Annotated in this window: 20 protein-coding genes and 2 tRNA genes; 9 read left to right on the plus strand and 13 right to left on the minus strand. The window is 46.4% G+C overall.

Going from position 1 to position 20,106, the window contains the following annotated elements:
• Positions 1-68 precede the first annotated feature (68 nt).
• From QUB04_RS16155 to moaC, 3 genes are all read right to left on the minus strand, one after another.
• A complete protein-coding gene (locus tag QUB04_RS16155) occupies positions 69-371 on the minus strand; it encodes a DUF3181 family protein (RefSeq protein ID WP_333285792.1) in 303 nt (100 codons plus the stop codon).
• A 64-nt stretch (positions 372-435) separates the two neighbouring features.
• Entirely contained in the window at positions 436-693 is a 258-nt protein-coding gene (locus QUB04_RS16160; protein WP_006633890.1) for a 2TM domain-containing protein, read from the minus strand.
• An 88-nt stretch (positions 694-781) separates the two neighbouring features.
• A complete protein-coding gene (gene moaC / locus QUB04_RS16165; protein WP_333285794.1) occupies positions 782-1,303 on the minus strand; it encodes a cyclic pyranopterin monophosphate synthase MoaC in 522 nt (173 codons plus the stop codon).
• 78 nt (positions 1,304-1,381) lie between these two features.
• Between moaC and QUB04_RS16170 the strand changes: the two genes are divergently transcribed.
• Positions 1,382-1,455 (plus strand) — tRNA-Arg (locus QUB04_RS16170).
• A 284-nt stretch (positions 1,456-1,739) separates the two neighbouring features.
• On the opposite strand, the gene QUB04_RS16175 is transcribed toward QUB04_RS16170, so the two are convergent.
• The 3 genes from QUB04_RS16175 to QUB04_RS16185 all read right to left on the minus strand — a co-directional run bounded on the left by QUB04_RS16175 (position 1,740) and on the right by QUB04_RS16185 (position 6,432).
• Positions 1,740-2,984 (minus strand): MFS transporter, encoded by a 1,245-nt coding sequence (locus QUB04_RS16175; protein WP_333285796.1) that lies wholly within the window; start codon positions 2,982-2,984, stop codon positions 1,740-1,742.
• Positions 2,985-3,304: 320 nt separating this feature from the next.
• Positions 3,305-4,492, minus strand: a complete 1,188-nt coding sequence (locus QUB04_RS16180) for a glycosyltransferase family 4 protein (RefSeq protein WP_333285798.1) — start codon at positions 4,490-4,492, stop codon at positions 3,305-3,307.
• Positions 4,493-4,743: 251 nt separating this feature from the next.
• Entirely contained in the window at positions 4,744-6,432 is a 1,689-nt protein-coding gene (locus QUB04_RS16185; protein WP_333285801.1) for a DUF2079 domain-containing protein, read from the minus strand.
• Between the two features lie 89 nt (positions 6,433-6,521).
• Between QUB04_RS16185 and QUB04_RS16190 the strand changes: the two genes are divergently transcribed.
• A complete protein-coding gene (locus tag QUB04_RS16190; protein ID WP_333285803.1) occupies positions 6,522-7,760 on the plus strand; it encodes a histidine kinase in 1,239 nt (412 codons plus the stop codon).
• A 375-nt stretch (positions 7,761-8,135) separates the two neighbouring features.
• Here the strand turns inward: QUB04_RS16190 and mutT are convergent, their stop codons facing one another.
• The 6 genes from mutT to ald all read right to left on the minus strand — a co-directional run bounded on the left by mutT (position 8,136) and on the right by ald (position 13,162).
• Positions 8,136-8,540, minus strand: coding sequence for an 8-oxo-dGTP diphosphatase MutT (gene mutT / locus QUB04_RS16195; protein WP_333285805.1), 405 nt, complete (start codon positions 8,538-8,540; stop codon positions 8,136-8,138).
• Positions 8,541-8,735: 195 nt separating this feature from the next.
• Entirely contained in the window at positions 8,736-9,077 is a 342-nt protein-coding gene (locus QUB04_RS16200; RefSeq protein ID WP_172187001.1) for a DUF760 domain-containing protein, read from the minus strand.
• 221 nt (positions 9,078-9,298) lie between these two features.
• Positions 9,299-10,258: an RNA polymerase sigma factor, RpoD/SigA family gene (locus QUB04_RS16205; protein WP_190661889.1), complete on the minus strand. Its 960-nt coding sequence runs from the start codon at positions 10,256-10,258 to the stop codon at positions 9,299-9,301.
• 600 nt (positions 10,259-10,858) lie between these two features.
• Complete coding sequence (locus tag QUB04_RS16210) at positions 10,859-11,656, minus strand: RNA methyltransferase (RefSeq protein ID WP_333285807.1); 798 nt, start codon at positions 11,654-11,656, stop codon at positions 10,859-10,861.
• Between the two features lie 73 nt (positions 11,657-11,729).
• Positions 11,730-11,811: transfer RNA gene (locus tag QUB04_RS16215), tRNA-Leu, on the minus strand.
• A 262-nt stretch (positions 11,812-12,073) separates the two neighbouring features.
• Positions 12,074-13,162, minus strand: coding sequence for an alanine dehydrogenase (ald, locus tag QUB04_RS16220; RefSeq protein WP_333285809.1), 1,089 nt, complete (start codon positions 13,160-13,162; stop codon positions 12,074-12,076).
• Between the two features lie 718 nt (positions 13,163-13,880).
• Between ald and QUB04_RS16225 the strand changes: the two genes are divergently transcribed.
• The 7 genes from QUB04_RS16225 to QUB04_RS16255 all read left to right on the plus strand — a co-directional run bounded on the left by QUB04_RS16225 (position 13,881) and on the right by QUB04_RS16255 (position 18,972).
• Positions 13,881-15,419 carry a DEAD/DEAH box helicase family protein gene (locus QUB04_RS16225; protein ID WP_333285812.1) on the plus strand — a complete coding sequence of 513 codons (1,539 nt, stop codon included), beginning with the start codon at positions 13,881-13,883 and terminating at the stop codon, positions 15,417-15,419.
• A 93-nt stretch (positions 15,420-15,512) separates the two neighbouring features.
• The gene (locus tag QUB04_RS16230; RefSeq protein WP_333285814.1) at positions 15,513-15,704 is read left to right on the plus strand and encodes a hypothetical protein; all 192 of its coding nucleotides are present in this window, start codon (positions 15,513-15,515) and stop codon (positions 15,702-15,704) included.
• Positions 15,705-15,743: 39 nt separating this feature from the next.
• Complete coding sequence (locus QUB04_RS16235) at positions 15,744-16,205, plus strand: DUF3598 family protein (RefSeq protein ID WP_333285816.1); 462 nt, start codon at positions 15,744-15,746, stop codon at positions 16,203-16,205.
• A 15-nt stretch (positions 16,206-16,220) separates the two neighbouring features.
• On the plus strand, positions 16,221-17,438 hold the full coding sequence (locus QUB04_RS16240) for a DUF790 family protein (protein WP_333285818.1): 1,218 nt from the start codon (positions 16,221-16,223) through the stop codon (positions 17,436-17,438).
• A gap of 178 nt (positions 17,439-17,616) precedes the next feature.
• Positions 17,617-18,336: a DUF2786 domain-containing protein gene (locus QUB04_RS16245; protein ID WP_333285820.1), complete on the plus strand. Its 720-nt coding sequence runs from the start codon at positions 17,617-17,619 to the stop codon at positions 18,334-18,336.
• 70 nt (positions 18,337-18,406) lie between these two features.
• Positions 18,407-18,640 (plus strand): DUF433 domain-containing protein, encoded by a 234-nt coding sequence (locus tag QUB04_RS16250; RefSeq protein WP_015174497.1) that lies wholly within the window; start codon positions 18,407-18,409, stop codon positions 18,638-18,640.
• The gene (locus tag QUB04_RS16255) at positions 18,637-18,972 is read left to right on the plus strand and encodes a DUF5615 family PIN-like protein (protein WP_333285822.1); all 336 of its coding nucleotides are present in this window, start codon (positions 18,637-18,639) and stop codon (positions 18,970-18,972) included. The genes QUB04_RS16250 and QUB04_RS16255 overlap by 4 nt, the downstream gene beginning before the upstream one ends.
• Positions 18,973-19,048: 76 nt before the next feature.
• On the opposite strand, the gene QUB04_RS16260 is transcribed toward QUB04_RS16255, so the two are convergent.
• Positions 19,049-20,104, minus strand: coding sequence for a tetratricopeptide repeat protein (locus QUB04_RS16260; RefSeq protein ID WP_333285824.1), 1,056 nt, complete (start codon positions 20,102-20,104; stop codon positions 19,049-19,051).
• Positions 20,105-20,106: the final 2 nt, after the last annotated feature.

Raw genomic sequence — 20,106 nt, forward strand, 5'->3', positions numbered from 1 at the left:
GTCGGGGCGGGTTAAGGGCGAACTACCAGGCACAACGCCCACAATCTGCGTACAAAACCCGCCCTTTACTACATCTTCCGCTGAAATTCCTCAAGCACATCCATCAACTGAACTTGACACTGCATCGGAATCAAATCGGCAAGCGGCACTTCCCGCTTGCCGCCGCCCAACTTGACAGGAATTCCTTGCAAAACTTGTGCAACTTTGTCAGCATCTAAATCGCCATCTTCCAGCATCCGGTAAAGTTGTTCAGCAACAACTGTATGCAGGTGGGCATCATTGAGATACAAATGCCACTTGGCAATGTCAATGTAGACATTTTCGCCAATTTCGGCTGCTAAGGATTCGATCGCCTGTGTAGTATTAGCCATATCAAAAAAGCCGAAAGTTATTTGTTATCAATCAAAAGACTTAACAAATCGCCGCCAACTGCCTTCAGCCCGAATCTTTAGTGAGGGGCGAATAATCGGCGATCGCAAAATGGTAAATCGCGTGGGCCAAAACTACTAGAGCCCATCCACCCGTTACCGAAATTGCCCAAGGCCAATCAGCCTTTTGCAAATTGTGAACAAACCACAAACCAGAATTGGTAGCAGAAAACAGACCGACGTGGATAGCAAAATTCATCCGGTCATCTAAACGGCGGTACTCTGGATCATTGCGATCGGGTTTGCGGGGCCAACGAGGAGGCATAGTTTTTCACTGGATATTAGTAGTTCAGTGCCTATTTTAATCATAAGTGCAGCTTTTTGAATGCTGCATCCCTCTTTCGGCAGGAAACTTATGCCTCTACATTTTCATAGTCTCCAGACTTGCCGCCACTTTTACTCACCAGGCGAATTGACTCAATGGCGATCGACTTTTCCAATCCTTTCGCCATATCATACAAAGTCAGCGCCGCCACCGAAACCGCCGTCAGCGCCTCCATTTCCACCCCTGTTTCCGCCTTAATTTTCACCGTCGCCCGAATTTGATACCCCGGCAACTCAGCATCCGGCATCACCTGCACCTCCACGCTACTCAGCGGCAGAGGGTGACACAGAGGAATCAAATGTGCAGTCTGTTTCGCCGCCATAATTCCAGCCAGCCTTGCAGTACCCAACACATCACCTTTCGGCGCATTCCCCGCTTCAATCGCCGCAAACGTCTCCGGCAGCATCCGCACCCGGCCAGCAGCCACAGCTTGCCGCACAGTCGGCACCTTCGCCGAAACGTCCACCATTTGGGCTTCCCCGCTGTTGTCGAGGTGAGTTAGCTGTGCCACATCGGGCAATTTAGAAAAAGTTTGCGAAAGGTCTTGCATTATTTTGGTAATGGTGTTACTGTTAGATTCTGTGAGAAAAGAACTTAATCAATTTTAGATTAAATCTGAACTCAACAGGGGCTTGTAGCTTAGTTGGATAGAGTGCATGGCTACGAACCATGAGGTCGGGGGTTCGAATCCCTCCAAGCCCATTGACAAACGTTATAAGCTGTGAGTTCTGAGTTTTGACTTCTGAGTTTTGAATTAAGAAATTAATTCAGCTCACGATTTAAAACTCAGAACTTTTTTAATTTGTACCTTTTACAGAAAACTCACTCTTTGTGGAACAGGCATCTTGCCTGTTTTTCAGAATGCTGCGCGGGAACAAAAACCCGGTTTCTGTCTCAATATCTGTCGCATAGATTCACGATTTTTGGGAGAAACCGGGTTTTTTGGTAAGTCCCACGATTGCCTCTTCCTTCTTGCTTCTGTTATATCATCGATGCAAAGCATAAACATCTTTGCCTCGACCGATCGCAAATTTCATCGAATTAGACAAGCCCTTGCTAGACTGAGTAATAAAAATCAGCAAAGCCAAGCCAGCGAGTCCAGCCGCAAAACCAAACATATTTCTGTAGCCAACTTGTTCAGCCACAAAGCCTAAAGTCGGCCCCGCAATCGCAATACCCAAATCAAATCCGCCAATACAAAGCGAAAACAAGCGGCCCCTTTCATGAGGTTCGCACCTGTCCGACATCAGCGTTACCATCATCGGCAAAACCGTACCGCCAGCGCAACCTTCAACCAAAGCTGCTATTAAAAAAGCACTGGTGTTGTTAGCAAAATACAACAATAACATAGATACGGCATAACAGATTAAGCCACCCGAAATAAACAAGCCGCGACCGTATTTGTCCGAAGCCCGTCCCGTGAGCAACCGTATACCGAAACTGGCGATAGCCGCCGTAGAATAAAATAATCCTGGATTCAAATTAGCCTTGGTTTCTTGGATAAACAAAGGCATAAAAGTGCTCAAAGTTCCAAATACTAAACCAACCACCAATAACACTAAAGCCGGAATCCGCACTCTCGGATTCCAGAGCATTTTCCAGTATTTTTGGCTATTTTTGTCCTCAGATAGCGAGTCCGATTTTGTTAAATCTGCAAAATTAGGTTCCGCAATTTGGCAGGTAAAAAATACAGCCGTTGCAGCGAAAGCCGCCGACATCGCAAACAAAGGAGTATAACCAACCCAAGCTTGCACAAATCCGCCAATAGCCGGCCCAACTGCTAGACCAATAGGATTCACCAAGCTCATGTTACCGATTAATTCGCCCCGCTTTCCTGGTGGCGACAAATCTGTTACCAAAGCGCTGTAAGCTGTAGTAAAAGCGGCGATACTAATGCCGTGAAAAACGCGAATAAGTAACAGTAAGGGGATAGATTGAGTTAACAGGTAGCCCAAAGGGGCGATCGCAGCAACTGACGCACCTAGAAGCAAAACTTGTTTTCGCCCCCTGCTGTCGGCTATTTTGCCCAATTGTGGCCTCGATAGCAAAAGTCCGATCGCAAATGCACCCATCACAAAGCCAATTTGCTGTTTTGTGCCGCCCACAAATTGAACATACAGCGGCAAAGTTGGCAGTAGCGAAGCCAAACTCGACCAGAATAGCAGGCCTGCGGTGAATAAAATCAGTAAGCTGCGTCTGGGTTGGGGATCGATTTCCCTAAAAATATTCAAGATGCTAATTCCCTTTAAATCTTCCGAGTGCACTCAAAGTAAGTTCGAGTGTCTCTATCATTGTGTTACAAATCCTTAAGATTTGCACCAAAAAAACTTGATATTCGACGAGAGCATCTCACTTTTGCCGCCAAGCTAGAAATTGGAGTTAGGAGTCAGGAGTCAGGAGCCAGGAGAAAAGAGGAAGAAGGAAGGAGCCAGAAGAAGTGTTTTTACAAATATGAGATGCTCCCATATTCGACTCACTGTCAACCGTCAACCGTCAACTGTCAACTGTCAACTGTCAACTGTCAACTGTCAACTGTCAACTGTCAACATTCTTACCAATCAACCTCAGCCCTTTCCTCCACCACCCGTTCATAAACCCACTGGGTTTCTATCGCCAACTTCGGCCAACTAAACCGGCGTTCCAAATCCTGATAAGCATTGTCAACCAACCACTGCGCGTAACCCGGATTTTTCAAAACCTCCAAAATTCCCCAGGCCAAAGAATCCCGATTGTTTGCCTCAGTAACAACGCCAGTTTTAGTGTGCAACACCACCTCTGGAAGTCCGCCCGCATCCGAAACCACCACAGGCACTCTTGCAGCAAAGCTTTCTAACGCTACAATCCCAAAAGGTTCGTAAAGACTGGGGAAAACCGCGCAGTCAGCCACCGTCTGGAATTTGTCAAGATGTTCCTCAAACATGAACCCAGTAAAATAACACTTATTCCAAATTCCTAAATGCCAAGCTAAATGTTTGAGATGGTCTGTATTGCCGCCACCAACAATTACAATTTTCGCTTTCCCCCCCATTTCCCAAATTACTTTAGGTGCAGCATTCAAAAATACACCAATGCCTTTTTCATAGCTAATTCTTCCTACATAATAGACAATTTTCTCATCATCAGCAGCAAACCTGCGGCGGAAATCCATCGCGTCAAATTCGTGCCAGCGGGGCTTTTTCTCCGATCTAATTCCGTTGTAAATTACCTCTATTTTGTTCCACGGAGTCGATAGTACCCGTTCGGCTTCCCGCCGCATATAATCACTGCAAACAATTACTCGCCAAGCATTGTAAGCGAGGTCGTTTTCCTTGGCGTTAATGTAGCGCTGCCCTTCATTGTGGATGCCGTTGAAGCGCCCGTATTCGGTGGCGTGGATGGTGGCAATTAGCGGTACTTTAAAGGTATGCTTGAGGGCGATCGCTGCATCTCCCACTAACCAATCGTGAGCGTGGATGATATCAAAAGGGCCTTCCTCAAGCATCAGTTTCCCGCCTTGGTGGCCCATGCTTTGGTTGAGGTTCGCCACCCAGTGAAAAAAGTCCCTAGCGTGCCCCACCACCACCCGATGCACACGTATTCCTTCCACCACTTCGTACATCGGCGCGTGGCCGAACTCTACTGTAATTAAGTGAATTTCGTGTCCCAGCTTCACCAATTCTGGATATAGTTCCGATACGTGGCGGGCGATACCGCCTACGATTCTGGGAGGAAACTCCCATGCCAATACCAAAATTTTCATCTTTCTCCCCTCCAAAGCTTTTATATATCTTAATGTTTAGGATTAACAGACTTATTGTATAATTATCAACCTTAATTTTGAGTTGAACGCAAGTTGATGCCCAATGCCTGACTTTTGGCAGCAACAAAGACAGAAAATCATGCCTCAACCGGGTTTTTGCATGAAATTGCTCGATCGCCATTACCTGAAAAAAACAGGTTTCCTCAAGATTTGAGCCACTGAGGGAAGCAATGGCGATCGTGGCTACCAGCTTACCGTTTCTTCAAAATCGGCTCCAATTCGCGGCGAAAACTGGTCCAAGCAGCAACCGATGCAGAATTAGAAACAGCACCCTGACGCATCAAAATCGCACCGTCTTCAAAGCCAACAATTCCGTACTCTCCAGATTTGGACATTCGATCGATCGCCGGTACGATCTCCCGCAACTGTCCCCGTTCCGTGCGAAACGCAGCCTGATACTGCTGCAACTGCCAGAGATCGGCAATTACATATTGCATCTTCACTGCCTTCCCCGCATCATTGCGGAGTTCCAACATCGGAAACCTGAGAATTTCCCGTCTGCTTGACAAAATCGGCACAATAGTATTCGTAGCTGCCACGCTAGCATCAGGAGGAATTTGAGCCAATAGCGGCCGCACTTGCAAAACGTGCTGCCATTGTCTGACGAGAGGAACCTGCACCCAAGGATCGATCGCATCGGGCAAAATCCAAGAAAAAGTCCGATTTGGGTTAGAAGTGAAGGTAAAAAATAGCGACAAACAGATGCAAAATCCCCAAAAGCGGCGAAACTTTGAAGACGAAGGCAGAGGAAATAAAGCAGAAGGAAAACGCAAGAACATTTTTTCCTCTCTCACCATTCTATCTTCTTCCTTTTGACGCTGGGCCCACCACAGAATCGCCCCATAAAAAAGCCCTGGAACCACAGTCATCGCATAGCGAATATTAATCGCCAGCACCGACTCTCCTTTCGCTAAAAATAGCTTCAGTAGCGGAAATCCAGCTATCATCCAAGACGCAGGCGCGAAAGCTGGCACCAAAGCTAATGGCAACCACTGGCCAAGCAGGTATCTAATCTTAGCAAAAAACGGCGTAAATAATTGAGCCACCAACCGCCAGGGATTGCTCACCATTCCCCAAATAATTTCTAGAGTAGAAGCTTCATCTCCCTCGGCATATTGACCGAAGCGCTCCATCATGAACCGCTGCGATATATCAGCAGAAAACAAAGGCATAATCAGATTGGTCAGGACGATCATATAACCAAAACTGAGTATGCAGACAGCCAAACCAGTCCGAGGGTAGCGCCGGCTCAAAATCAGGTAAACTCCAACGCCAAATAAAACAACTCCCCCATCTTCTCGCACGGCCAAAATTAAAGTTGCCAGAATCCCAAACAATGGCCACCAGCGCTTCTCCATTGCCAGCAGCAAGCCAAAGACATACAGCGGAATTTGACAAACATCGTGAAAATTGCCCATAGTCGGGCCGATGACCGCGTTAGCGCAGTAATAGCTGACAACAATTGTCGCCGACAGCCTCGGTTCCAGATAGTGTCTGGCGAGAGCATAGAGCACTCCTCCAGCCGCCGTAATTAAAGTCACCTGCAACACCGTCAAAGTGACCGGCGAGGGAAACAGCGAGTAAATTGGCAGCCACAGCATTAGCGCCGGGGTGAAATGCTGCCCCAACCGGTAGTAAGATACCTCCGGGAGCTGGTTTTGGTGAACCACATTAGTGGACAACGCCGAAGAGAGGGAACTCTCAAACAAGTGACCCCGAGTGCCGTTCCAAAAAAGTTGATTGAAAATGCCTTGGTCGTAAGTAGCGTAAAAGCTGTAGTAGCGGTGCAGCGTCAGCAACAGGCACAGCACAAAAAAGGCGGCCGCCACTTGAACCACCACCCGCAGCGACTCATTTTTCTTCCATCTCAAAAATATCATCTGCCCGCTTGTAATGAAATTATCGGACAATAGCATAAATCTAAAGTAAGTATTAAATTAAAGTAGAAGTGAAATAACTCGGCTCGGCAATGCTCAATTATTTTCACCCGATCGAAAAGCTCAACAGCGTCCATCCAACACCAGCCACCAGCGGCACTGACTGTTCTCCCGAACAGCCGGCCAATTCTGCACCGCTTTTACAGCTTTTGCTGTTTGTAGACAAGCGTTCCTCTTCCAGGGAACAGACCAGACACATCCGCAAGTCCCTAAAGGATTTGAAGGCAGAGTGCGACTTTGAGCTTCAAATCATTGACGTAGGAGAACAGCCCGATTTAGCCGAACACTTTAAACTTGTAGCCACTCCCTCGCTGCTCAAAATTCATCCCGATCCGCGACAAACTCTCGCCGGCAGCAATTTGATCGCCCAACTCGAACACTGGTGGCCCCGCTGGAAGCGTTCTGTAGAGGAATACGCAGCTCAGCAACAGTCGGCCCCAGCTCTTGCTGAAACCCTGACTGACTCAAAACCCATCTATTCCGTTGCTTGCGCCGCTGAACTTGTGCAGCTTTCTGATGAAGTTTTTCGCCTCAAACAGGAAAAAGAACACCTCCAAGAGCAGTTGCAGTTGAAAGACCGGATTATTGCGATGCTAGCTCACGACTTGCGTAATCCCTTGACGGCAGCATCTTTGGCTTTGGAGACTTTGGAGTCAAGTCAGAAGGTGAAGGAGGGGGAAAAGTCGCGTTTGACACCGAGTCTGGCGGCTCATTTGATGAAACAAGCCCGCCGCCAAATCCGAATTGTCGATCGTATGATTACAGATATCCTGCAAGCAGCCCGGGGTACAAACGCTCAACTCCACATTGAACCAAAAAGAATCGAACTGGGAGCGATTTGTCAAGATGTAATCCTGCAGTTTCAAGACAAATTTCAGGCGAAAAGTCTGAACTTAGAAACAGACATTCCCGCCGATTTGCCCTTAGTTTATGCCGATCCCGATCGCATCAAACAAGTCATCGTCAACCTGCTTGACAACGCCAGCAAGTACACGCCAGACCAAGGAACTGTTAATCTTTCAATTCTCCACCGCACCGCTTACAAAGTTCAAGTCAGCATTTGCAACAGCGGGCCGGGAATTCCTGAAGAAGATTGCGCGAGCATTTTTGAAGACAGCTTTCGCTTGCAGCGAGATAAATCAACAGACGGTTACGGCATTGGACTGTCTCTGTGTCAAGGCATCATCCGCGCCCACTACGGTCAAATTTGGGTAGACTCTGTACCCGATAGAGGCAGTTGTTTTCACTTTACTCTGCCCGTCCAAAAATAAAAGTTAGCTGTCAGTTGTCAGTTGTCAGTTGTCAGTTGTCCGTTGTCCGTTGTCCGTTGTCAGTTGTCAGTTGTCAGTTGTCAGTTGTCAGTTGTCAGTTGTCCGTTGTCCGTTGTCCGTTGTCCGTTGTCAGTTGTCCGTTGTCCGTTGTCAGTTGTCAGTTGTCAGTTGTCACTTGTCAGTTGTCCGTTGTCAGTTGTCAGTTGTCAGTTGTCCGTTGTCAGTTGTCAGTTGTCAGTTGTCAGTTGTCCGTTGTCAGTTGTCAGTAGCAACCGAATTTGATATTACAGCAACCGCGCCCGACGGTTAGGACGTTCTTAATTCCTAAAACCCTTGCGGAAGATTGCTTATTGCTTCTTATTTCTGGTATACAGCTCAAGTTTTCCGCAGTGCAGCAATAATCTGTTCGTTTGCTTTGGGAAAAGTAAATTGGTCAATTTCGTCGAGTGTCACCCAGCGAATTTCCTCGCATTCGATCGTTTGCGGTTCCCCGCTGACGTGGCGGCAGTGGTGCACGTATAGTCTAACTGTAAATTTAGTGTAGTCGTGGTCAATTGTAATCAAGCGATCGCCAACTTCTACGACAATCCCCAACTCCTCCATAATTTCCCGTTCTATGCAAGCTTCGATCGTTTCCCCAGGCTCTATTTTACCGCCCGGAAACTCCCAGAAACCCCCGTGTAGCCCATGTTGTCGGCGCTTGTCAATCAAAATTTGTTGGCGATCGTTCCAGATTGCAGCAACGCCGATAACTTTGTGGGCAACAGGAGAAACAGACATATTAATTAGGAATGGGGAATTGAGAATTGGGAATTGGAAATTGGAAATGTAAGAATAATATCAATAATTCTTCAATTATTTAATCTAAAATCAACCCTCTAAAATCTAAAATCTAAAATCTAAAATCTAAAATATTAAGCCCCCATCTTGCGAGGGGGGGCTTGACACTTGGATCACTTAAATGTTAAGAATCTACTAATCATCTGAGCCATGTCTCTCACTGGCTTGTATCGACTTTTCAAAAGTCATTCGCTGTTCGGCATTTTTCAGAAAATAACCGCTAATCATAGCCGAGGCGAGCAATCTACCCAAATGTTCGCGACTGGTAGTCACTGTCACCCCGAAGTGTTCCGAAGGCAAATTCCCCAATAGTCCAACAATATTTCGCTCCATTACTTGAAACACTTCGTGAGAAGTCGGCTTAGACAACTGAGAAACTGTGTCGGGAGCCATTGACTGCACGTATTGCCATAATAAGTTGGCATTTTCTCCGTCTTCTTCAAAGAATTCTGGGGATTTATTAGATGAGTTGCTCACGAGTACCTCCGTTTCAGAAACAGCTTGTTATGTTAGACGCGGGCGGTTAAATTAAATAACCCTTATCTGATGGCTGCTGATCTTTATTACTAAGTAATTACTAATGTAGCAGGACAGTCATAGCAACCAAGTGGGCACAACCGAATTAAAAGCGGCGGTTTTTACGATTTTAGATTGGGGATTGCAAGTGGGGGGGACCCGATCGCCAATCCCCAATCTACCTAGCTGGCTAGATAATCGTTGATATCTTGCTTGCGCTTGCGGAGTTTGGTCAAAGCTTCCCGTTCTATTTGCCGCACTCGTTCCCGACTGATGTTGAGACGATCGCCTATTTTGGCCAAAGTTAGGGTTTGCCCGTCTTCTAAACCGAACCGCAACGCGAGCACTTCTCGCTGTTGCTGAGTCAGTTCCGCCATTAGGTGGTCTAAGTCAGTCCGCAGGGAAGATTGCAGGGCAAAATCTTCTGGCGTAGTACCGGTATCTTCCAACAAATCGCCCAACTCTGTATCTTGATTGTCTCCCACGCGCAAGTCCAGGGAAAGTGGCAGGCGCGCCCGATCGAGATATTCGCGAATCTGTTTGGGAGTCAATTCTAGCTCTGATGCCAATTCAGCAGCCGTGGCCGCGCGGCCGAGCTGTTGAGCAAGTTGGCGCTGAGCCTTTTTAATTTTGTTGAGCTTTTCGGTGATGTGGATCGGCAAGCGGATGGTGCGGCCTTTTTCGGCGATCGCCCGAGTAATTGCCTGACGAATCCACCAATAAGCATAAGTAGAAAATCTGTAGCCCTTAGTCGGGTCAAATTTTTCTACTCCCCGCTGCATCCCGATCGTGCCTTCCTGAATTAGATCCAGTAAATCTACGTTGCGCTTGATATATTTCTTGGCAACAGACACTACCAGGCGGAGATTCGCTTCCACCATTTGGCGCTTTGCCCTTTCCCCGTGTTCGATCGTCCGCTGCAACTGTGCCTCAGACAGCCCAACTGCCTGTGCCCATTCAGCCGCCGTCGGGTCGCGGCCTAACTCTTCGGCTAAAATATTTTTCTCCTGATGCAGTGCGGTGGAGCGCTGTACCTGTTTCCCGTAGAGTATTTCTTGCTCATGGGTCAACAAGGGAACGCGGCCGATTTCCCGCAAGTAAGCGCGAACAGAATCTGTATCTGAGGACTTAAGAGTTTTCATGAGCTTTTCCCGCTGAGGATCTGTGCCTCTAAAGGTTTGCGGTAGTCGCAAACCCCTAGCTTTAGCTGGGAAGGAAAGCGGGCGGGGACTTGCGCTTTCCTTCCTTTTAAAGAGGCTTAATTTTATGGTAGCTAGCTACTACTCCCAGTCAGCACCGTCTCAGGTTAGGTTTTGGTTGGGGCGAGCACAATACTACGTTATGTTAAGAATCTTAACATTTGTGAGAGCACTTGACTACACTTCTTCATATTTATTTCATGCCAGCCTGGACTGTTGATACGAGAGTACCCGATTTCCTGGCTTTACAGTTTGCATCAATATAAACAAAAGCCGCCACATCTCAGAGGGGGAGATTGGTAGAGGGGCACGGCTGTTTCATTATCTTGTAGGGGCTGCCCCCCGTGGCTGCCCTGAATATGAAGTTACAGATATTGATGAACCCGCCCCAACAGATAATGACTAATGACTAATGACTAATGACTAATGACCGAAAACATCCAGGAGACAAGCCCCCGGATTCATCCGTCCAGAAATAAAAAACCTGTATCGGATAAACTGGCCCCCGAATTTATCCGTGGGCTCAATGCTTCAATCTAAAATCTAAAATCTAAAATCTAAAATCGATTGACTTCTTTGCCGTTGAGCTTCGTACAAGATGAGGGCTGCGGCGATCGACACATTTAAAGATTCTACGCCACGACTCAGGGGAATTTGGATTTGTCGATCGGCCAAACTCCTCAATTCTTCCGACAAACCAGAGCCTTCGTTACCCAAAACTATCAGAGTCGGCACTCGCAAATCTACTTCCCAATAACTTAAACTGGCCCCGGCGACGGTTGCTAAAATTTGCATTCCTCGATTTTTATATGCAGAGACTTCGGCGGTTAAATCGGGACTGACTGCCATTGGCAGCTTAAACCAAGCTCCTGCGGAGGCGCGCAGCACTTTGGGATGGTCTAAATCGGCGCTGTCTGCGCTCAGCAGCAAACCGTCGGCATTAGCAGCCGCAGCCGTGCGGACGATCGCCCCCAAGTTGCCGGGATCTTGGATTGTTTCTAGGGCTATTCCTAAAGTTGACAATTTTGCGGGCTCTGTTGCAGTGCGGGGTGCGGTGGCGACAATGCCGTCGGGTTGGACTGTAGTGGCGATCGACTCTAACACTTTTGCACTTACTAATTCTGTGCGATCGGCTAAATTACCAACTTGCTCCCAAAGTTCCCCATGCTGATCCAGCCATTCGGGAGTGCAGCAAACCGTTGCTAGCGGGTATTTGGCAGCGCAAGCTTCTTCCAGCAAGTGCGTCCCTTCGAGTAAAAATAATTGTTGTTCCCTGCGTCCCTTCGAGCTGTGCAGCTTGCGAATTTCTTTAACTAGGGGGTTTTGAATACTTGTCAGCATTGTTTAATTCAGCAGAGCGAATGGGGTTATTGCCTGTATCGGGTTAACCCCAAACTTCCTTCTGCCTTGGGAATGCGGAACCCGGGACTTGAACCCGGAAGGCTTGCACCACATGAACCTGAATCATGCGCGTCTACCAATTCCGCCAGTTCCGCATCGGTCACGAATTACTACTCTGCCATACCTCCGCGAATCTGTCAAGTGTTTTGGGGAATTTATTTTTTTCGGGGCTGCGAGTAATTTTTTGCACAAATTACTGTTCGGGTTGAGAAATGCTTTAGTTTCGAGGATTTACTGTTAGCCAAACCTGGCAAAACGCTGTGTAGTTGAGTAGGGTGCGTCAGATCGCGTCCGGTTATTAATAATCCAGAAGCTTTGATCTGACGCACCCTACGGGATTTGCTGAAAAATGGGAATCTAATCAGCAAAATCGGGGAAAACCTCGCGCACGGCCGGATGCACCAATCGGTGCTTCTGCACGTTCAATCCCTTCGCCAAACTCGGATTCATTTCCAAAGCTTTAATCCCGTTATTTGCCAACTGCAAAACATAAGGCAAAGTGCTGTTATTCAAAGCTTGAGTCGCAGTCCAAGGCACGGCACCGGGCATATTCGGCACGCCGTAATGCACAACTCCTTCCTCAACATAAGTAGGATTTGTGTGAGAAGTCGCCCGCAAAGTTTCCACGCAGCCGCCTTGGTCAACGGCTACGTCAACAATTACAGAACCGGGGTGCATCTTGGCAACAAATTCGCGAGAAACCAGCACCGGAGCTTTTTTACCTAAGACCAAAACCGCACCGATTAACAAATCAGCATCGGGAACAACTGCTTCAATTTGCAAAGGACTGCTGTAGAGGTATTCTACTCTGGAACCGAACAGAGTTTCCAGGTAGGCTAGGCGATCGACATTTACGTCTAAAATTTGCACTCTCGCGCCCATTCCTACAGCAATTCGCGCTGCTTCTGTGCCGACAATGCCGCCGCCCAAAATCACAACTTTACCCGGTCTTACCCCCGGTACACCACCCAAAAGTACGCCCCGGCCACCTTGCTGTCGTTCCAGAAACCGAGCTCCGAACTGCACGGACAAACGCCCTGCAATAATGCTCATCGGTGTCAGCAGTGGCAATTTTCTGTCCGGGAGTTCGACGGTTTCGTAGGCGATGGCCTGGACTCCGCTGCTGATTAAATGCTCGGTTAATGTGCGATCGGCCGCCAAGTGCAAATATGTAAACAGCAACTGCTCTTTTTGAATCAGCGGATACTCAGCAGGCAGCGGTTCTTTAACTTTAACAATTAGTTCGCGATTCCAGACATCTGAAGCCTTTAAGACAATCTTAGCGCCTGCTTCAACGTAGTCCTCGTCCGCGAAACCGGCCCCAGCACCAGCATTCGTTTCCACAAAAACTGTGTGACCTTTGTCCGAACAAGCCCGGACACTTGTGGGACTGAGCCCGACTCGAAACTCTAAATCCTTGATTTCCTTGGGGACGCCTATTTCCATCTATAACCTCTAATCTCAGGCATACATAGATCGAATCTAACCTAAAAACCATCCCCAGCGGGACAATACTCTTGTAGATTTTAGATTTGGCAATCCGGCTGGGCTAGGAGAATTTTTGTTGGATTTTCCGCCAGTGCGATCGCAATTTCCCAAATTGATCGTTTTCCATCCCGTCGATCGTCTTTTTAGCTTGTTCCTACTTTATTTGATATGCGTGGTCGGCATTGATATACATTACGTCAAAATTCTCGTAAGGAAAGCCACTTAAAAGGGTTAAATAATTCCCTTCTGGAAGCTCTACACTTACCTTTTATACCCCTTCTTTTTAATTGTTTTTTGTGACTTCCTTTTTTTTTAATGACTCCAAATTATCATCAGTGAGGTGCAGTTTTTGGGGCTGGGGAAGAGAAATTTTTTTTTCTGCCAAGCGCCCGTATTGAGTACCCACCTCAGCAACCATACTATCTTTAGATATTCAAACATCTTCGCCAGACTTTCAACTAACTAGGTAGGTGCAAATGAACTTTTGACATTTGGACAAACTTATCTGGTAAAAAAAATGGTAAAAATCTTAACAAACAACCCGAAAAGGTATAAAGTAGATGGTGGTTCTAGAGATTTGCTTAAAAAAGAACTAACTTCTAGAGAGTTTGGTGTCAATATATTTGATCGGTCACTTATAATTTAACAGGCATAACTCGCCCCCCTATCTAAACAAATGCCACGCATACCTACCTTAACATTCGATCGCGGAACGCTCCTGCTACACCCGCCGCCCAAAGGCAGAGACTGGGTGGACTTTGCGACATGGGACGATCGCGTGGAAAAATACCGCATTCGAGCCATTCACTACCGCCCGCTGGTAGAATGCCTCCAAGCCGAGTGCATTCACTTCACGGACGAAGCTAGGGCATACGAACTACTCGAACTGGTACCCAGCGTGGAAATGCAGCCTTACCCACATCAAGAACAGGCCCTCGTAGCTTGGCAGGAAGCAGGAAGCCAAGGAGTAGTCGTCCTCCCTACCGCTTCCGGCAAAACTTATCTGGCCCAATTAGCCATGCAAGTCACTGGTCGCAGTACATTAATTGTAGTACCAACTCTTGATTTAATGCACCAGTGGTATGCTAATTTAAAGGCAGCTTTTCCCGACATCGAAATCGGATTGTTGGGCGGAGGTTCGCGAGACAAAACGCCAATTTTAGTCGCAACCTACGACAGTGCAAGTATTCATGCAGAAACCTTGGGCAATAAATACGGTTTGCTGGTTTTTGACGAATGCCACCATTTGCCAACGGACTTTTATCGAGTAATTTCCGAATATGCGATCGCGCCTTTTCGACTCGGACTGACAGCCACACCCGATCGCACAGATGGCCGCCACAGCGATTTACATTTCCTGATCGGCCCGACAGTATTTAGCAAAAGACCCGAAGATTTGGCAGGCGATGCTTTAGCCGACCATAAAATAGTTCAAATTATGGTAAAACTGTCAACAGAAGAAACCCACCGCTACGCCGAATTAATCAACATTCGCAACGACTTCTTAAAACAGTCTAACATCAAAATATCCAGCCTCGAAGGTTGGAAACAGTTTATCATGGCAAGCGCGCGATCGCCCCTAGGACGGCGCGCCATGCTAGCCCACCGCCAAGCCAAAGAAATCGCCCTTTGTACCGAAGGAAAACTGCGAATCTTAGCCAAAATACTAGCAGAACACTCTCCCCAGCGCACGCTAATTTTCACCGGAGATAACGCCACAGTTTACCGAATTTCCCAAGAATTTCTCATCCCCACAATTACCCACCAAACCCCAGTCAAAGAACGCCACGAAATCCTCGATCGCTTTCGCAGCGGCGAATACAAAACTCTCGTCGCCTCCCACGTTCTCAACGAAGGAGTGGACGTTCCCGACGCCCGAATTGCTATCATATTGTCAGGCACCGGCAGCGAACGCGAATACATTCAGCGATTGGGTCGAGTTCTCCGCAAAAGCAGCGATGTAAATAAGTTAGCAATTCTCTACGAAGTCGTCACCGAAGACACCAGCGAAGAAAGAACTTCTCAGCGCCGCCGAGGAGGAATGCAGCCTCACAAACCCCAAGTAAAAGCACAAATAGAACCGCCACAGCCAGAATATCAGAAATTAGAAACTGTCAAAGCCACACCCATTTATGGAGTCAACCGAGAGACAACCAAAAAAGCAGCAGAATCACCCGCAAAATGGGGAGAAGACAATGATGAAATTCCCTGGTAGCAAGCCTAAACTATTTCTGAACACTCTCTTTCTTTCTCTCTCTTCCCTTCGCGTTCTTCGCGACGAAGAACATCCCAACGCCGCTGAGGAGGAATGCAGCCTCACCAACCCCATGTAAAAACAAAAATAGAACCGCCAAAGCCTGAATATCAGAAATTAGAAACTGTCAAACCAACACCCATTTACGGAGTCAACCTGGAGGCGACTAAAAAAGCAGCCGAATCACCCGCAAAATGGGGTGAAACAAATGATGATTCTAAGGATGATTTAAGATTACCCAATTAGTGTATAATCTCAATATTAACTAATTCACATTGCCTAAAAATGAGCGAAACTGCAAAACTAACTAACTTTAAAATTTTTCCCAAACATACAGGAGTTTGGGAGGGAGACTGGACAATACTCGATGCCGACTGCAAAGAAACCAGGCGTTTTACAGCAGTTGTTACCCAGAAAATAGTTGATAACGAGTGGAGGCAAACTAACCTTCAAACTTATGCCAATGGTCAGAGTGAAACCCAAAAGTTTGTGGGTTATGTTGTCGGGGAAGGGCAAGTGCAAATTGAAGGTCTGGACTCGGTTTTTCCCAACTACAATACACTAGCGACAGAAGTTGGAGATGATTTGATAATTTTTCAAGTATGGGACAAAGCAACTGGCTTTATGAGGGCTGTTGAAACCATCCATCTTGTCAGTTCCGATCGGCGTATTCGGACTACCCAAAGCTTGACAGAAGAGGGAAAACTTAGGGGAGTTATGGTGATTGTTGAACAAAAAATTGAGTAAAAGTTTTCACGGCTTATGTTACCAACTGATTTATTAAGTCACCGCCAAAACGGAGAATCAATTATTCCTCTCCGCCTCAAGATAGATGCTAAAAACTTAGAAGCAGCTACCGAAATGATCAACTGCTTTCAAGAGTCGATCGGCAAAACCCAAGGCGAACTCGACGGACGCTTGCTAGAATTAGAAGGCGACAGCCCGGATTATCGGCTGAAACGGGGATTAGCGCACCTGCTGAAAGGCGGTTTCTGCACCTTGGAAGTCATCAGTCCCCTAGAACCCTCAGAGTTGAGACAGCGGGTTTTTGCATTGTCTGCGCGATCGACTCCCAGCCCTCAATCCACCCAATTAACCCTGGAAAAAGTAGCAAGTGAACTCAGCCAAGAGTTAAACAGAGAAGTTTTGCCTCACGAAATCACTACAGGTTTATACGCCGATTTAAACGAAAACAAAATCCTCACAGAGTTTAATGCACCAACACCCGAAAACTTGCTTCACAAATACAATCTTTCTCAAGTTCAAGGCATATTTTACCGAGCAAGTCAAGTCCAATTAACCGCCCACCGCAACGATCCAGGAGAATACAAACTCTTATTTCGCTATCTGAAACTATTTCAATTAATGACTTACATCGAAGGCGATGCAGACCACGGTTTTACACTGACAATAGACGGCCCTACAAGCTTATTCAAACCCAGCACCCGCTACGGCTTAGCCCTGGCGAAAATGCTGCCGGCACTGCTGCACGTCACTAAATGGAGTATGCACTCGACACTGCACACAAAAGATCCTTTTAGTGGCGTTTTGAAAACAGGTAAATTCACCCTAAACTCCGACTGCGGTTTAGTCAGCCACTATCCCCCTGGCAAGCCTTATGATAGTATGTTAGAAGCAGCATTTGCTGAAAGATGGAATTCCACAAAAACCGAGTGGCAACTAGAGCGAGAAGTTGATTTAATTCCGATACCAGGTAGTGTGATGATTCCCGACTTTCGGTTGGTGCATCCCGACGGGCGAGTGTTTTTATTAGAAATAGTGGGCTATTGGCGGCCGGAGTATTTGCAAAAGAAATTTGCACAAGTACAGAAGTCAGAATGCGATCATTTGATTTTAGCTATTTCCGAACGGCTGAATTTAGAAAAAGCCGGGGTGAATGTAAATGATGTGCCAGCCAAAGTAGTCTGGTTTAAAGATAAATTGTTGCCCAAATCAGTCCTAGAAGTCCTCGAAGAGTAACCAATCCGCCCATCAGTTGCAAACTTCTTTCTTTCTTTCTTTCTCTCTGCGCCCTCTGCGCCCTCTGCGGTTCAAAAAAATCCTCCTCAAAAAACATTGCACATTCCCAGCTATACTAAAATAGGAATTCACCCAAATCCTTGCCACCGCATACTCTCACCCTAAAATCGATTGAAAAATGCCAGACACAAGTATTGTCGAAAGAATCAAAAAGCTTTTAGCCCTCGCCACCTCATCCAATGAAAACGAATCGACTGCCGCAGCCGAAAAAGCTTCCCTTTTACTGGCCCAGTACAATCTCAGCCTCGCGGATTTAGGGCCAAATCACCAAGAAGAGATTGACGAAAACTCAGTTGAAACAACATCGAAATTTGTCACTTGGAAAATGATGCTGCTTTCGGGAATTGCCGACGCTAACGGTTGCAATGCCATGCGAAACACTTATAATGGCAGTATGTTTTTGGTGGGAACTTCTACAAACCTGATTGTTTGCAAACATCTGTACGAGTATTTGAGTTCGGCGATTGAAAAAAGGGCTAAATACCGCAAAGGAAACGGCAGGGGGTTGGCGTATCTGAATGCTTTTCGGGTTGGATGCGCGACGAGGTTGAGACAAAGATTGTTGGAACAAAAACAGGAGATGGAAGAGTCGGGGATTCCGGGTTCGGGCGATGTGGCGGCGACTCCAGCGATTGTAGTGCGATCGATGTTTGAGAAAAATCAACAGGCGATCGCGGATTATCTAGAGGGCCGAGGGGTTAAAATTAGAACGAGAACAGATTCTCAAGTCAGCAGCGCGGCGGGTTTTAATTCGGGGTATGAAGTGGGCGACAAAATTAGTTTGCACAAGCAAGTACAGCCGCAAGGGGATATGAAGCAACTTAATGAATGTCTTTGAGTAGGGCGTGCGATCGTGAAACTCAGCTTCCTAAGTTAGAATTAAAAACAGAAACTAACAGAAGAGAGCCATGTCAGACCAAGATATCGCTAATATAATTACGATCGAACCGGGTAAACGAGGTGGTAAACCTTGTATTCGAGGCATGAGAATTACAGTCTATGACGTGCTGGAATATCTTGCTTCTGGGATGACTTATCAAGAAATTCTAGATGATTTTCCCTATCTCACCCAACAGGATATTTTAGCTTGCTTGAGTTTCGCCGCTAAACGCGAACAGTTTATGTTAGTCGTTGGGTCATGAGACTACTTTTGTTTGACCAAAATCTCTCTCCTCGTCTTGTCGATCGCCTCGCAGATATCTACCCTGGTTCAGTCCATGTTGATGGGATTGGATTAGCTACTATACCAGATCGCGAGGTTTGGGATTATGCTCGTCAGCATGACTATATTATTGTTACCAAGGATGCGGATTTTAGTGAATTGAGTCTATTGTTGGGATTTCCCCCAAAGGTAATTTGGATACGTCGCGGAAATTGTTCAACAGGGGATATAGAGAGAATGCTAAGAGAAAACTATGGTGCGATCGCAGCTTTAAGTGAGACTCCTAATACGGCAATTCTCACTTTGTTTTAAGGGAAGTGAAAAATCGTTGCTCATCGAGCGCTTACCACAGATACGTTACACCTTTTAGATACCGATACCTCACAGTTTATGTTGGTTTGCTCAGTAATTGTTCCTTCAATTCCTGACACTCTTTTGCTAGCGGGATGCCTAATTCGGTGGCGATGGAGAGGGCGAGATTGTAAGAATCAATAGCTAGAGGAAGGTTGCCTAACTCCGCTTGGAAGCTCGCCAAATTGTAAAAAATTAGAGCCTCAGAGCGACGGTCGCCAATTTGTATAAAAATTTCGTATGCTCTCAAAATTTTTTTATGAGCTTCTAAATGATGACCAAGTTTAAATAGCGCATTTCCCCAATTAGTTAATGCTATCCCTATGCCCTGTAAATTGCCTATTTTTTCTGCAATTATGAAATGTTGCTCAGCATAATCCATCGCTATATCGTATTTCCCTAGGGCAAAGTATATATTCCCTAAATTGCCCAATGTTGATCCAATACTTTCTTGATTGTTTGTTTTTCGAGAAATAACCAAACATTCTTCATAGCAACTAATCGCTAGATCGTACTCTCTTATAGCAAGGTAAGTGTTAGCCATACTGCCCCAAACTTTCCCAACACCTAAACTATAGCCTATCTTCAACATTCTAGATAAACTTTCCTTATAATAAGAAGTAGCTTCGTCGTAGCTTCCTAAGTAATGATATACCTTACCCAGACCCAAGAAACAAACAGCATCACTGGCTGGGTCTAAGTTTCCCAATAGTCTACTGTATAAATCAATTACTTCACGATAGTAGCCCCAAGTTATTAGCGGATTGTGTAATTCTGTATTATTAGGTATATCAAGGTCGATCTCAATGATTTTGCTAGCTCTTTCCCACTCTTCCACTTCGCAGAGATGGTGAAATGCTTCCAAGTATCCTCGAACTTTCTCAAAATTGGAAGCATCCGGCTTCAGTTTGTACCTCGTCAGCCAATTTTTAACCGCTCTGTACTGAGCGCGTTTACAAGGGGGCAGTTCCCTAAACTCCGGTGTTGCTAGATCAATTCCCAGATTAGCCAGCATCCACTCTCCCGGTGGCGTGATGTCAACATCCAAACCATTTTGACTTTTAAAATCAAATTCAGCAAAATCACTCTTCATAT

This window comes from Microcoleus sp. D2_18a_B4 (assembly GCF_036702475.1).
Lineage (GTDB): Bacteria > Cyanobacteriota > Cyanobacteriia > Cyanobacteriales > Microcoleaceae > Microcoleus.

Bases quoted from the DNA above. Each gene is read 5' to 3' on its own strand.
- QUB04_RS16250 (WP_015174497.1), top strand. From the start codon at position 18,407: ATGTCAGACCAAGATATCGCTAATATAATTACGATCGAACCGGGTAAA.
- QUB04_RS16160 (WP_006633890.1), bottom strand. From the start codon at position 693: ATGCCTCCTCGTTGGCCCCGCAAACCCGATCGCAATGATCCAGAGTAC.
- QUB04_RS16245 (WP_333285820.1), top strand. From the start codon at position 17,617: ATGCCAGACACAAGTATTGTCGAAAGAATCAAAAAGCTTTTAGCCCTC.
- QUB04_RS16255 (WP_333285822.1), top strand. From the start codon at position 18,637: ATGAGACTACTTTTGTTTGACCAAAATCTCTCTCCTCGTCTTGTCGAT.
- QUB04_RS16185 (WP_333285801.1), bottom strand. From the start codon at position 6,432: ATGATATTTTTGAGATGGAAGAAAAATGAGTCGCTGCGGGTGGTGGTT.
- QUB04_RS16235 (WP_333285816.1), top strand. From the start codon at position 15,744: ATGAGCGAAACTGCAAAACTAACTAACTTTAAAATTTTTCCCAAACAT.
- QUB04_RS16240 (WP_333285818.1), top strand. From the start codon at position 16,221: ATGTTACCAACTGATTTATTAAGTCACCGCCAAAACGGAGAATCAATT.
- mutT (WP_333285805.1), bottom strand. From the start codon at position 8,540: ATGTCTGTTTCTCCTGTTGCCCACAAAGTTATCGGCGTTGCTGCAATC.
- QUB04_RS16205 (WP_190661889.1), bottom strand. From the start codon at position 10,258: ATGAAAACTCTTAAGTCCTCAGATACAGATTCTGTTCGCGCTTACTTG.
- ald (WP_333285809.1), bottom strand. From the start codon at position 13,162: ATGGAAATAGGCGTCCCCAAGGAAATCAAGGATTTAGAGTTTCGAGTC.
- QUB04_RS16180 (WP_333285798.1), bottom strand. From the start codon at position 4,492: ATGAAAATTTTGGTATTGGCATGGGAGTTTCCTCCCAGAATCGTAGGC.
- QUB04_RS16210 (WP_333285807.1), bottom strand. From the start codon at position 11,656: ATGCTGACAAGTATTCAAAACCCCCTAGTTAAAGAAATTCGCAAGCTG.
- QUB04_RS16190 (WP_333285803.1), top strand. From the start codon at position 6,522: ATGCTCAATTATTTTCACCCGATCGAAAAGCTCAACAGCGTCCATCCA.
- QUB04_RS16155 (WP_333285792.1), bottom strand. From the start codon at position 371: ATGGCTAATACTACACAGGCGATCGAATCCTTAGCAGCCGAAATTGGC.
- QUB04_RS16260 (WP_333285824.1), bottom strand. From the start codon at position 20,104: ATGAAGAGTGATTTTGCTGAATTTGATTTTAAAAGTCAAAATGGTTTG.
- QUB04_RS16230 (WP_333285814.1), top strand. From the start codon at position 15,513: ATGCAGCCTCACCAACCCCATGTAAAAACAAAAATAGAACCGCCAAAG.
- QUB04_RS16225 (WP_333285812.1), top strand. From the start codon at position 13,881: ATGCCACGCATACCTACCTTAACATTCGATCGCGGAACGCTCCTGCTA.
- moaC (WP_333285794.1), bottom strand. From the start codon at position 1,303: ATGCAAGACCTTTCGCAAACTTTTTCTAAATTGCCCGATGTGGCACAG.